The organism is Thermosipho sp. 1074 (genome assembly GCF_001999655.1).
Lineage (GTDB): Bacteria > Thermotogota > Thermotogae > Thermotogales > Fervidobacteriaceae > Thermosipho > Thermosipho affectus.
Map to the genome: position 1 here is coordinate 143,840 of NZ_LBEX01000003.1, position 13,160 is coordinate 156,999.

The 13,160-nt window shown below is 33.1% G+C and carries 15 protein-coding genes; all 15 read right to left on the reverse strand.

Annotated features, from left to right (window positions below):
• Entirely contained in the window at window positions 1–1,137 is a 1,137-nt protein-coding gene (locus tag XO08_RS01035) for a sodium ion-translocating decarboxylase subunit beta (protein WP_075665230.1), read from the reverse strand.
• Window positions 1,138–1,226: 89 nt separating this feature from the next.
• A complete protein-coding gene (locus XO08_RS01040) occupies window positions 1,227–2,024 on the reverse strand; it encodes a DNA polymerase III subunit delta' (protein ID WP_075665231.1) in 798 nt (265 codons plus the stop codon).
• Window positions 2,021–2,647, reverse strand: a complete 627-nt coding sequence (locus XO08_RS01045; protein WP_088368824.1) for an energy-coupling factor ABC transporter ATP-binding protein — start codon at window positions 2,645–2,647, stop codon at window positions 2,021–2,023. Before XO08_RS01045 ends, XO08_RS01040 begins: the two co-directional genes overlap by 4 nt.
• Window positions 2,648–2,688: 41 nt before the next feature.
• On the reverse strand, window positions 2,689–3,447 hold the full coding sequence (locus XO08_RS01050) for an S-adenosyl-l-methionine hydroxide adenosyltransferase family protein (RefSeq protein ID WP_077287095.1): 759 nt from the start codon (window positions 3,445–3,447) through the stop codon (window positions 2,689–2,691).
• Window positions 3,448–3,457: 10 nt separating this feature from the next.
• A complete protein-coding gene (locus tag XO08_RS01055) occupies window positions 3,458–4,465 on the reverse strand; it encodes a 6-phosphofructokinase (RefSeq protein WP_077287098.1) in 1,008 nt (335 codons plus the stop codon).
• A 1-nt stretch (window position 4,466) separates the two neighbouring features.
• Entirely contained in the window at window positions 4,467–6,416 is a 1,950-nt protein-coding gene (locus XO08_RS01060) for a sodium-translocating pyrophosphatase (RefSeq protein ID WP_075665235.1), read from the reverse strand.
• A 45-nt stretch (window positions 6,417–6,461) separates the two neighbouring features.
• The gene (gene secF, locus XO08_RS01065; RefSeq protein WP_075665236.1) at window positions 6,462–7,370 is read right to left on the reverse strand and encodes a protein translocase subunit SecF; all 909 of its coding nucleotides are present in this window, start codon (window positions 7,368–7,370) and stop codon (window positions 6,462–6,464) included.
• Entirely contained in the window at window positions 7,367–8,800 is a 1,434-nt protein-coding gene (gene secD, locus XO08_RS01070) for a protein translocase subunit SecD (RefSeq protein WP_075665237.1), read from the reverse strand. The genes secF and secD overlap by 4 nt, the downstream gene beginning before the upstream one ends.
• Before the next feature lie 22 nt (window positions 8,801–8,822).
• Window positions 8,823–9,176 (reverse strand): preprotein translocase subunit YajC, encoded by a 354-nt coding sequence (gene yajC / locus XO08_RS01075; protein WP_075665238.1) that lies wholly within the window; start codon window positions 9,174–9,176, stop codon window positions 8,823–8,825.
• A gap of 18 nt (window positions 9,177–9,194) precedes the next feature.
• Entirely contained in the window at window positions 9,195–10,010 is an 816-nt protein-coding gene (locus XO08_RS01080; RefSeq protein ID WP_075665239.1) for a bifunctional 5,10-methylenetetrahydrofolate dehydrogenase/5,10-methenyltetrahydrofolate cyclohydrolase, read from the reverse strand.
• Between the two features lie 13 nt (window positions 10,011–10,023).
• Window positions 10,024–10,371 (reverse strand): hypothetical protein, encoded by a 348-nt coding sequence (locus XO08_RS01085; protein ID WP_075665240.1) that lies wholly within the window; start codon window positions 10,369–10,371, stop codon window positions 10,024–10,026.
• Window positions 10,368–11,057 (reverse strand): FAD-dependent thymidylate synthase, encoded by a 690-nt coding sequence (thyX, locus tag XO08_RS01090; protein WP_075665241.1) that lies wholly within the window; start codon window positions 11,055–11,057, stop codon window positions 10,368–10,370. Before thyX ends, XO08_RS01085 begins: the two co-directional genes overlap by 4 nt.
• A complete protein-coding gene (locus tag XO08_RS01095) occupies window positions 11,047–11,697 on the reverse strand; it encodes a ribonuclease HII (RefSeq protein ID WP_075665242.1) in 651 nt (216 codons plus the stop codon). The genes thyX and XO08_RS01095 overlap by 11 nt, the downstream gene beginning before the upstream one ends.
• Window positions 11,694–12,170, reverse strand: a complete 477-nt coding sequence (locus XO08_RS01100) for a DUF3242 domain-containing protein (protein ID WP_075665243.1) — start codon at window positions 12,168–12,170, stop codon at window positions 11,694–11,696. Before XO08_RS01100 ends, XO08_RS01095 begins: the two co-directional genes overlap by 4 nt.
• Before the next feature lie 3 nt (window positions 12,171–12,173).
• The gene (locus XO08_RS01105; RefSeq protein WP_075665244.1) at window positions 12,174–13,160 is read right to left on the reverse strand and encodes an esterase; all 987 of its coding nucleotides are present in this window, start codon (window positions 13,158–13,160) and stop codon (window positions 12,174–12,176) included.

Sequence of the window (13,160 nt, forward strand, 5' to 3'; positions counted from 1 at the left end):
TCACTTAATTAATGATAAGAATATACCAGCTGCAACAGCAGAACCTATTACTCCGGCAACATTTGGCCCCATTGCATGCATTAATATGAAATTAGTTGGATCTTCTTCCTGGGCAATTCTTTGAGCTACCCTTGAAGAATCAGGTACAGCTGATACGCCAGCAGCACCAATTAATGGATTTATTTTATCTTTTAAAAATAAGTTCATTAATTTTGCAAATAAAATTCCAGAAACTATAGACGTTATAAATGCAATAGCACCCATACCGAAAATAAGCAAAGATTGAGGTTTTAAAAACACGTCAGCCCTTGCAGATGCACCAACTGAAACACAAAGTAGAATTGTAACTGTATCAAGGATATATCTACTTGCCGCTTCAACAAGTCTCTTTACAACACCTGCTTCTTTTAAAAGATTTCCAAACATCAACATACCAATTAATGGTAATGCCTTAGGGACTATTAGTGCTACAATTATAGTTGTTAAAATTGGGAATAGTACCCTCTCTACCTTGGTTACCTTTCTAGGTGGTTTCATTTTTATTCTTCTTTCTTCTTTTGTTGTCATCAATTTTGAAACCAACGGTTGAAGTACGGGAATTAACGCAATGTATGAATATGCAGAAATTGCAATTATAGATAACAATTCAGGTGCAAATTTTGAGGTTATAAAAATTGAAGTAGGACCATCTGCTCCACCAATAATACCTATCGATGCCGCTTGTTTTAAAGTAAAACCAAACACCCTTGCCAAAAGAAAGGTGATAAATATTCCCATCTGAGCCGCTCCACCAAGAAAAATTGTAATAGGATATGAAAGCATAAAGGAAAAATCAGTCAATGCCCCAATTCCAAGAAAAATCAGTGGAGGATAGATTCCAAGCACTAATCCCTGTTGTATATACCACAAAACACCACCTGGTGAAGATTGAGAAGGAGGATTTAATATGCCAGTAATATCTGGAGGTATATTTGCTAAAATAATTCCAAAAGCTATAGGTATCAAAAGAAGTGGTTCTGCGTCTTTCTCTATAGCAATATAAATCAGCAGTCCGGCAATCCCGAACATTATCAAATTTCCATAACTAATATGCATAAAAGCTGTACTTTGAAAAAAAGATAATAATGATTCCAGCAACTCAAACTCCTCCTTTATTAGCAGATCTATTCTAATTATATATCACTATTTATAATATGAAAAGAAAAATTACTACGTATTTCAAGCAATTAAACCTTATTTTTTTTAATAGCATCTTTTAAACTTAATAATATATAGTAATACGTTAATTCATAGTTATAATTGGAAACTTTTGAAGACGCTATTTTCGAAAACTCCCTTGCAATCGTATAATCCAAACTATATTCTTCGCAAATCCACAGTGCAACCTTTGCAATAGCCTTTAAAATTTTAAAATTTTTTACTTCCAACAATTCCATTACTAACATATTTAAAGCTTTGCTATCTTCTAATGCCTCTTTCATCTTAATGTAAAATGTATAATATGCATTAACACCCAGTTGTTCTGTAATCTTTTCTTCTACAAAATCCTTATTTTTTATTTTTTCAAATTCCTCTGGAAATTCTAAGTATAACTTTTTTTGTATGAAATCTTTAAACTCTTTTATTTTATTTTTTGGAAAATTTAAAACAAATTTTTGAAGCCTACTTCTAATAGTAGGATAAAGTGAATTCCAACTTGTAGTAACTAATATTATTAACGCATATTTTGGCGGTTCTTCCAACGTTTTTAAAATAGAATTTTCTGCTTCAGGAAGCATTTTCTCTGCATCAAATAACACAACTATTTTCTTGCCACTTTCAACGGAAAACGATAAAAAATCCTGTATTTGCCTTATATCATCTATCTTAATATTTTCCTGATCTATAATATAATATCTTTGCATATCATTATTTGTGATTTTGTATACCAAATTCTCTACATAACTTTTTAAATAATTTTTATTGTCTCCAACAATAGCAATTGAAACCCCAGAATATTCCTCCAATACTTTATCTATGTTCACGTTTCCACCTCGTTAATATACATATCTACAACTTCTAAAACATCATTACTATCTTTGACAATAGTTCCTTTATCCATAAAAATTGCCCTATTAGAAAATTCTAAAAACACTTCCGGATTATGAGTGGCAACTATTATACCCATACCCATTTTTTTTAAATCAAATATAAGTTCTTTTAAAACTTGCCTATCATTTTTATCCAACATTGAAAGTGGTTCATCTAATAGCAGATATTCAGGTTCCATAACAAGTATTGATGAAATCGCAAGTTTTTGTTTTTGTCCTCCTGATAAATTGTGAGGTTCCATATGTTTAAAATCGTATAACCCCGTAATTTTTAAAACCTTTTGTGCCCTTTTTCTTATTTCTTCCCTATCAAGTCCGAGGTTCTCAAGTCCAAAAATAACATCTTCCCAAACTGTACTACCAATAATTTGAGTTTCAGGATTTTGAAAAACATATCCTGTAACAAAATAATGCGGATGATTTCCTTCAACAATTATCTCTCCAGAGTAATTCACCAATCCTGAAAGTGCTTTAAGAAAAGTGGATTTTCCACTACCGTTATAGCCCAAAAGCAATACAAACTCATCTTTACTAAATTTTGTATCTATCTTTCCCAAGACTCTTTTATTTCCATAAAAAACTTCAAGATTCTTTACAATTATATTATCATCTCCAATTTATCTCCTGCATTAAACTTTAGTATATCTGCCGCCCTAGATTGATTTGCCGCAATTTCAACAAAACCTGTGCTATCATTATGTACTAATAACCCTCCAATATCAACTTCTGCATAATACCTCAAAATGGGTAATTCTACCCATTTTCTTCTAAAAAATAACTTGATCTTTTCCTTTTCTTTTATCCATTCAAATGGTATATTAGTCTCTATATTACCAAACTTATCAATATACGCAACTTCTCCTAATATTTTATTTTCGATTTTCTTTGCCTTTAAATACGGCAAGGTTGCGTAGTTAAATAATTGACTACCAAGCTCTTTAAAAAAACCCTTTGTAATATACGCTGCAACGGGCGAAAAAATATCCCTGCCATGAAAAGTACTTGATTTGCTATAATGATATCTTTGGTTATTTAATTCCCTTATCTCTAAAGGTTTTTCTCTTTCAAAAACTAAAGTAAACAATCCATTATCCGGTCCAACAAAATAATAATTTTCCGTTTTAACGGCTATTGCCTTTCTTGCACTCCCTACACCGTAATCCACTACACACAAAAAAACCGTTCCTTTGGGAAAATGCATAAAAGAACGCGAGAGGACATACATCGCCTCCCGCACATTAAACGCAGTTATCTGATGGGTTAAATCCACAATTTCTTCGTCTACTATTTGCTTAATTACTCCTTTACAAATTCCAACATAATGTGAATTTCCCCAATCAGTCATAAATACTATCATAATTATCACCTTAATAAAACAATTTTGTTAATTCTCTTAGATAAAAATCCACAGGTCTATAATTTATAATCGTTTCAGAATACGGTATTTCCGTAATAGAAAATCCTTTTACACCAACTGCATGATATACTTTTCCAATCTTTATCATCTCTATAGCATGCGCAGCCATTTGTGTTGCAATAATTCTATCCATTGCACTTGGAGAACCACCTCGTTGTAAATATCCCAAATTTGTATATCTCCATTCAATTCCAAAATCTTTTAACTGTTTTTCTATATACCTTCCAATAACAATAGACGAACCTTCTTCAGGTGAAAATTTACATTCCTTCTTAATATCTTCAGGGATTTCCACACCAGATTCGATAACTATTAATGAAAATCTCTTTCTTCCCTCATATCTCCTTTTTATAATATCAATCATTTCATTGAAATTGGTCTTTTCAGCAGAAGAAATAATATAATCAGCCCCACCTGCCAATCCACCAATAACTGCTATCCAACCACTTGGTTTTCCCATTGTTTCAACAATCATAACCCTGTGATGCGATTCAGCAGTTGAATGCAAAACATCAAGCGCGTTTTTTACATTTTCAACTGCGGTAAAAAAGCCTATAGAAAAGTCTGTAAAAGAAAGATCATTATCAATAGTAGCCGGAATTACAATAGATGGTACACCTACATTCATCAAATTTATAGCTGATTTTGCTGCAAGTCTACCACCAATAATTATCAATGCAGAAATACCGTATTGTTCTACCTTACTCTTAATTTTTCCAATTTCGTTATTCTCTGGTACATACAAAGAAGTACCTAACATTGTTCCACCTTGATGCAAAACATTGGAAACATTGCCCCTTAATAAAACATCCAGATCATCCCTTAAAAACCCCTCAAAACCATCTTTTATACCCATTACTTCAACATTTAAATCCAATCCTTTTACAACAGCTGCACGTATAGCCGCATTAATCCCAGGAGAATCATTTCCGACACATAATACTCCCACTCTTTTCATATTATAACCCCCTTACAATTGTCATTAAGACTATAGAGGTAATTGCCATCAATTTAATCAAAATATTGATAGAAGGACCAGAAGTATCTTTGTATGGATCTCCTACTGTATCACCAACGACTGTTGCTTTATGCGCAAAAGAACCCTTTCCTCCAAAATTTCCCTCTTCAACAAATTTTTTTGCATTATCCCAAGCTCCACCTGAATTTGCCATAAATATTGCAAGCATTACACCAGACACGGTTGCACCGATCAAAAGACCACCAACTCCAATCGCTCCAAAAGAAATATAAATCAAAACAGGTGATAACACCGCAAGCATAGCTGGTAAAACCATTCTTTTCAAAGCACCTTTTGTGGCAATTTGAATACATCTTTGATAATCTGGATCTTGCGTTCCCGTCAAAATACCCGGAATTTCTTTAATTTGCCTTCTTATTTCTTTAACCATATCATCTGCCGCATCACCAACTGCATGCATGGTCAATGCAGAGAAGAAAAACGGAAGCATACCACCAATAAGTGCCCCTAAAAATAAATACGGATTACTCAAATTTACAGAGGAAATTTCAGATAATTCACTAAAATTAGCAAATAAAGCCAAAGCAGTTAACGCGGCAGAGCCTATTGCAAAACCCTTTCCCATAGCAGCTGTAGTATTTCCCACTGCATCCAATGAGTCGGTAATTTCTCTTACGCTTGGATCTAATCCCGCCATTTGCGCAATACCACCTGCATTATCAGCAATTGGACCATATGCATCAACTGATAAACTAATTCCCAAAGTTGAAAGCATACCAACTCCTGCAAGTGCTACACCAAATAATCCTAAAATTTTATAAGCCAGAATAACTGCAACGGCAATCAATAATGTGATTATAAAAGTTGATTCCATTCCCAAAGCTGTACCACTTATTATAACGTTAGCAGGTCCCATCATACCAGTCTTTGCAAGTTTTTGTACCTTCTTACCAGAAGTATACCATTCTGTTATAATTCCAATTAACAATCCAACTATTACACCAAAAAACACCACAAAAAATAATTTTAGCCATTCAATATATACGCTGTAAACAAAAGTCATCGATAAAGTTAAAATTCCAGAAAAAATCGTACCAACTCTCAAAGTTTTTGCAGGATTATCTGACTTTTCAGCCTTCAATAATGTATAGATTATTCCAATAATTGAAGAAATTAATCCAAAAATCACAACAAATACCACTGATAAAAATCCTTTTTCTTTAAAGAAGATATTTCCCAATACAATCGCAGAAAAAATTGAACCTACATACGATTCGTACAAGTCTGCACCCATTCCTGCAACGTCACCTACATTATCTCCAACATTATCCGCGATTACAGCGGGGTTTCTCGGATCATCTTCTGGAAGATTGGCTTCTGTTTTTCCTACAATATCTGCTCCAACATCCGCAGCTTTTGTATAAATTCCTCCTCCAACCCTTGCAAATAACGCAACAAAAGATGCGCCAAGCGAATAGTAACTTATTAACTCTATATCCCTAGTAACATAATAGGTTATAGCAAGACCTAAAATTCCCAAAGTGGATACAGTTAGCCCCATAACTGCACCACCTGAGAACGATATTTTTAAAGCTTTTCCTAAACCTTCTGTTGCAGCCCATGCAGTTCTTGCATTTGCCCTAGTAGCTATAGACATCCCAAAATATCCAGCAGCTACTGAAAAAAGAGCACCAACAAGCAAAGAAATGCTCGCCTTATACCCCATAAGAAACAAAAACAAAATTGAAAGGGCAAAAATTACCGGGAAAAACACCTTATACTCTTGGAGCAAAAAAGATTTTGCACCTTTCTGGATAATATTAGATAATTGAGTGGTTTTTTCATTACCAGATGAATACTCTAATATTCTAAAAGATAGAAAAATAATAAATCCAAGAGAAATAAACCCCAAATACAAAAAGTAGGCCAAAATATCACCCCTTTAGAGAAAATTGAGGGCCTTTTCGCCCTCATTTTATCTTTTTATCCACTTTATAACTACAGGACTTGCTATATAAAGCGATGAATAAGTTCCAACTACCGTGCCTATAGTCATTCCAAATGCAAAAGGTTTAATGCTATTTCCAGAGAATAGCAATAAAACAAATATAACTATAAACGTGGTGAGTGATGTATTTATAGTCCTTTTAATAACCTGATTTATACTATCATTAACTATATTTTCTATACTTTTTCCTCTAGCTCTCTTTAAATTCTCTCTTATCCTATCATACACAACAATTGTATCGTTAAGTGAATAACCTATAAGTGTTAAAACAGCTGCAATTGCCGCAACATTAAGTTCGTAATTAAAAAATGAGAAGAATCCCAATGTGATTATAACATCGTGGATAAGTGCAACAATTGCACCTACTCCAAATACAAATTGAAACCTCAAAGTTATGTACAATAAGATTGCAAGTAAAGTAAATACAACTGCCTTCCAGGTTAGATTTTTAATTTCTTTAGCTGCATAACCACTGGTTTCGTTAAATCCAATTACATTTGCAACCTTCCCTTTTTCTTTAAATGCTTCAACAATTTTTTTACTAACCATATCTTTTTCTTCTCCAGAATAAACTCTCAACTTTCCTTTTTCATCAAGTGGGGAAACAACTATGGAAAATTTCGTTATATCTTTTGGATCATCAATACTCCTTATTTGAGTTACCCTTGCATTTTCAAACTCTGGTGCCAAGTTTTTTATTACATTTCTCACATATGCCTCATCTACAACATCGTTAACACTCAAGATAATCTCTGAACCACCCAGAAATTCTACACCAAGGTAAAATCCTTTAGTAAATATACTCACAAGAGATGCCGCAACCAAAATTATAGAAAGTATTATAAAAACATTCTTTTTTCCAACAAAATCTATCATGCCTTGGCACCTCCCTTGCCAACACTTTTAACCTTAATCCCACCGGAAAATAGTTCTAAGAAAAATCTCGAGACTATCAAATTAACAAACAAACTACCCAAAACACCTATAATTAAAGTAATGGCAAAACCTTTTACAGTACCTGTACCAAAATAATAAAGGAAAAGTCCAGCAATTATCGTTGTAAGATTTGCATCAAAGAGTGTAATAAATGATTTTGAAAAGGCTGTCGAAATTGCAGCTTTTACTGAACTTCCCTTTCTTAATTCTTCCTTTATTCTTTCATAAATTATTATATTTCCATCAACAGTTGTACCAATAGTCAAGATAATACCTGCTATACCAGGTAACGTTAAAATTGAACCAGTTACCGCCAAAATTCCAAGCAATAAGAATGTATTATACAACAATGCAATATCTGCAACGATTCCCATAACTCCATAAAATACTATCATATACACAAGAACAATAACAACACCAACTATACCCGCTTTTATTGACGCCTCAATTATATCTTTTCCAAGCAAAGGTGCAACCCATCCAGATGAAACTTTCTCTAACCTTGCAGGAAGCGCTCCACTCTTTAAAATTGCAGCCAATTGTTTTGCCTCATCCAATGTAAAGTTTCCCTTAATTAACGCACTACCATCTGTTATCTTTGCAGTAACAAATCCCGCAAATTGCACTCTATTATCCAAAACAATTGCTAATCTCTTTTTTAATGCTTGTTTATATGCAATTCCTCCTTGATTAAGTAATTCTTCTGGTACATAAAGTTTTTCCGTTATTCTCTTAAATACATCCACATAAGCTTTATCCATCTTAAAGGTTACAACATAACCAGCTACATTATTTCTGTCAACTTGTGGTATTGCCTCAACAATCTTTGGTGAAACAAGCTTCAAACTGGAAATATTAGCAATCTCTTTTTTGACAAGGTACCACTTCTTACCTTCCCTATCAAGCAACCACTCTGCTTTCTCTCTTTTGGCTTCGTTTGTTAATTCTGGATCTATTTTTGGATTTGTGCTTGTCTCATCAACTACTTGACCAAACCAAAGTATACCTGTAGAACCGATTAGTTGTTCTGCTCTAGCGGTATCTGTAGCCCCTGGAATTTCAACAATAATAAATGTGTTTTCTTCTCTAAACGTCTGTTTAACCACAGCTTCGGTATAATTTGCCATATCAAGTCTATTTCTTAAAACAGTCCAGACATCTTCCGCAATCTGTGATGGATTTTCTACAGATTTGTCGATATCAACTTTGTATTCAATTCTTGCTCCTCCACTAATATCAAGTCCTAATCTTATTCTGTTAAATAAACTTGCAAATCCTCTATATCCATTTGAAGTAGGCCAAAGTAAGGATACAAAAGCAAGTGCAATAACTATCAATGTTATTACGCCTCTGACTTTATTTTCTTTCATCTAAATACCTCCCCTTGGTTTATTATTCCTCCTTGTTTTTTATTACTTTTGCTACATAAACCTTTGCAATTTCAAGTTCAGTTGTATTGTTACTTTTTATTTTTAGTGTATCTTTTTTTACATCTATAACCTTTCCTACAATACCGCCAGAGGTAATAACAGTATCTCCCCTCTTAATTTCAGAAATCATTTGTTTAAATTGTTTTTCCCTCTTTTTTTGAGGTAAAATCACCAAAAAATACATCATTACAAAGAAAATGAGTAAAAGGAATAACATTTGAAAAAGTCCACTCGCAGCACTTGGAGCAGCCGCCGCTCCCGGATTGGACACTCCAGCAGATGGATCAGGTACACCTGAATAAACAAAATTTGACATAAAAACACCTCCTATATTTTAAAAATTTATTCTTTCTGCAGCTTTAACAAGATGCTCCATTAATAATACAGTTGTAATTTTTCCCACACCTCCAGGTACAGGTGTAACTTTTGCAATATCGGAAACTTCCTTAGCAACATCCCCCACAATACCATTCTCCGTAACATTTATTCCCACATCTATAACCACGGCATTTTCCTTAACCATTTCTTTGGTTATGAGTTCAGGCCTTCCCGCAGCAGCAACTACAATATCTGCCTTCTTTGTAAATTCTGAAAGATTTTTCGTTTTTGTATGACAGACAGTCACCGTAGCACTTCTATCACGCCTCAACAACATTAAAGACAGTGGTTTTCCAACCGTATTACTTCTTCCCACAATTACTACATTTTTCCCAATAATTTCCGTATAACTTTCCAAAATCTTTATCACTGCTTCGGCTGTACATGGTGCAAAAAACTCTTCTCCATATGCAAGCATCCCCAAATTATACGGATGTCTACCTTCTATATCTTTTCTCGGGTCCAAATTTTCAAAAACTTCCATTTCATCAACATCAGGCAGTGGATGCGTTACAAATATACCATCTATTTCTTCATCATCTGAAAAACTTCTTAGCAATTTAATAACGTGCTGTGGTGTTTTTCCCTCTATAATCTCATAATCCAATCCAAACCGCTTAGCAGATTTCTCTTGACTTCTCAAATAACTTATTGTAGATGAATCAGGTTTGTATGTAACTACAACAAGTTTTGGCTCTCTTCTTAACTTTTCAATCCTTTTTAAAAGCTCACTTCTAATTTGTGTATACAAAGGTTTTACGTCAATATACATCAAAATCCCCCTTTTAAAATTTTTTAATTGGCTTTACCCCCTTTGAATATAATATCCCACAAGCTTCGAACATCCCAATTTTGGTTCTCAAAAGTCTAACACCATTTAATTGAGCAACTCTTATCGTTTCGGGCATTATTTCTCTATTTCTAACTATTATAACAGCCGGAATTCCAACCACGCCGGCAGTTCTAACACATTGTGGAGTGGCAAGCCCTGTAATTAAAAGCGATCCTTCCTCACCAAAGGCCAATACATCGCTCATCAAGTCAGATGCAGCAACTTTCTCGATTTCAATTTCCAAATCACCATTTACTAGCACTTCTGCATTTAAAAGCTGAGCAATTTCTGATAATTTCACAATTCCACCCCTTTTAAAATATCTCCTCTGTAATTAAATTTCAAAAACGCCTCAAATGTCCATGGACATTTTTCCTTAAATATCTCTGCAATCTTTATTGCATATTGCTGTATTTCAAATTGCGCATGAGAATCTGCACGCAAATTTAAAAAATTCATCAAGCTCCTTGCATTAACAGTCCAATAAAATTGCGTATAAGATGACATTGGAAGAACTATCCTAGCCATTTCCCTTGCAACTCCTATTTTTAATAGCTCTTTATACGCTCTATAAGAATCTTCTATCGCTTTATTTATCAATTCAAGCGCCATATTTTTTAAATCCTCATCTTCAACCTTTACCGCTTTTTGTTTATCTTCTTTTACATTTTTTCTTATGTGATTTGGTATATAAAATTCATCTTTTAGCTCTGTATATCTTAAACTTGCTTCGTTAAAAGACCCTATTCTATGTCTAAACCACTGTCTTGCAACAAAAATAGGAGTTTTTACATGAAATGTGAAAACAATATGCTCAAAAGGAGTCTCATGTTTATGCTCCATTAGATAAAAAATCAATTTTTTATCCTTATCAGGTGTCTTAATCCCCTTACCATATGAAACACGTGCAGCCTTTACAGCAGAATAATCATCACCCAAAATATCAACTAATCTCAAAAATCCTTTATCCAGTACCTTATATTCCAAAAAGAGGCACCCCCATTTTCTTAACTATTATTCTATATCTTTCTTCATCTATAATACCACTTTTATACCATTCTTCAAGTTCATTAATCTTTATTAAATTCACAACAGGTTTAAAAGTCAACCTATGTTCTGGAGTAAGTCCATATTTTTCTATTAAATCTATGTGCAATTTTGTAGGATAACCTTTATGTCTTTCAAATAAATAATTTGAAAACCTCTTAGAATAGAAATTAAGTATTCTATCTCTAATGACCTTTGCAACAATTGAAGCGGCAGAAATTTCTTTTACAAGAAGATCACCTTTAATAATACATTTATACAGATATTTCAATTTTAAGTTTTTTCCGTCTACTAATACTAAATCGAAATCTACTTTCCTTCTTAACATATCAAGTGCCCTGTTCATTGCAAGCTCAGTTGCATGCAATATATTCAATTTATCAATCTCAGCAGGTGTTGCAATTCCGATACCAAAAAATGAATTTTTCAATATCTCAAAAAATAATTTTTCTCTACTTTTAGCGGTTAATTTCTTTGAGTCGTTTATCCCTTCAACATCGTTAGTTAGAACAACGGCACCTGCAACAACGGGTCCAAATAATGGGCCTCTACCTGCTTCATCTACACCTGCAACTATCATATTATCGCTCCGTAAACTTTATCTATATAGCCTAAAAAATCTTTTACATCTTTGCCGGTGATTATAAACAACCAATTGTCTTTCCACCAAGCAACTATATCAATCGCCTTATACCTCATTTGAAAATATCCTCGATCAAATAAACTATATGTTAAATAATTCAACTTTAAGGGGCTACCAAACTGATTTTTAAATCTTTTCCAATTTTCCTTTGCACGCAACTTATCATTATACTTAAATACATAAAATGTACCATTAAATCCCTCAAATATTCCATACAATCCCCTTTCAAGCTCTACACCATAGATTTCTTCAATTTCACCAATTGAAACAAGTGGATATTCAAAACTATCTAAAAGCAAAATCGCGCTTTTTTCCGAAAAACTTCCAGGCAAAGAAGGGGTTTTAAATAAAATACCACAACTTGAAATTAAAAGCACTAATGAAATGATTAAAATCCAAAATTTTTTCATAGTTTATATACCCTCCCCTAAAAGTCCAAATAATTCCAATGCTTTCTTTATTATATCACGTCGCATTGCAAGGTCAGCGTGAGATGCCTTGAAAAATACATTTAAGTCCCCGTACGCACTTGCACTTATTGTTGGTACCATTCCATCATTCTCCAAAAAAACCGAATTTTTCGGATATATGTTATCAATAACATATTTTAGAAAATAAAGTCCAACAAAACTTGGTAAGTGTGTTTCAAGGATTTTGTCTAGATCTGTTACGGTAAAATCTAACTTTCCAACAAAATTTATTACTCTAATATTTTTAGGAATTTTTGGATAATCTCTTCCAAAAACCAAATACTTATAATTAGGTGCCACAATATATCCTTTAAATAAGTTAGCTAGAAACAGTGCATATTTTATTAATTCGAACCTTTGCCCAATATATAAATCAAAAAAAGATTGATCAAAAGTTGCAATTTGTGCAAGTGGTGAACCCAAATGTGGTGTCCCAGCAAAAATCACACATTTTATCTTTTTTGCAAAATTTTCATCTTGCAAAGCATACTTCAATAAAATTCCACCCATACTATGTGCATAGATATAAAAACTGTCAAATCTACTTGTTAAGTCTACTAATTCTTTTGAAATATTCTCAAGTGGCACATCCAAACTGGGATATAAAAAAAGGTAAAGTCCAACGTTTTCCGGTACTTCTTCTTTAAAAGTACTTATCATATTTTCTTTATAATAATCAATTTTTTCATCTACTTCTCTTGGTGAAATTCCATGGATAAGAATTATTTTCTTTTTTCCATCTTTTATCTTCAACAACTCAGGTTTAAAAGGATTCCAATCTTTTTCCTCAACTTTATCGTATTCAAAAAATGGTTTTATTTTTATATCCAAACTTCTAAAAACAACTACACCTTTAAACTTATACTCATACAAAGTAGAAGAAAACAAAAAACACGAAATTAAAACTAATAAAACAGATAATCTTTTCAA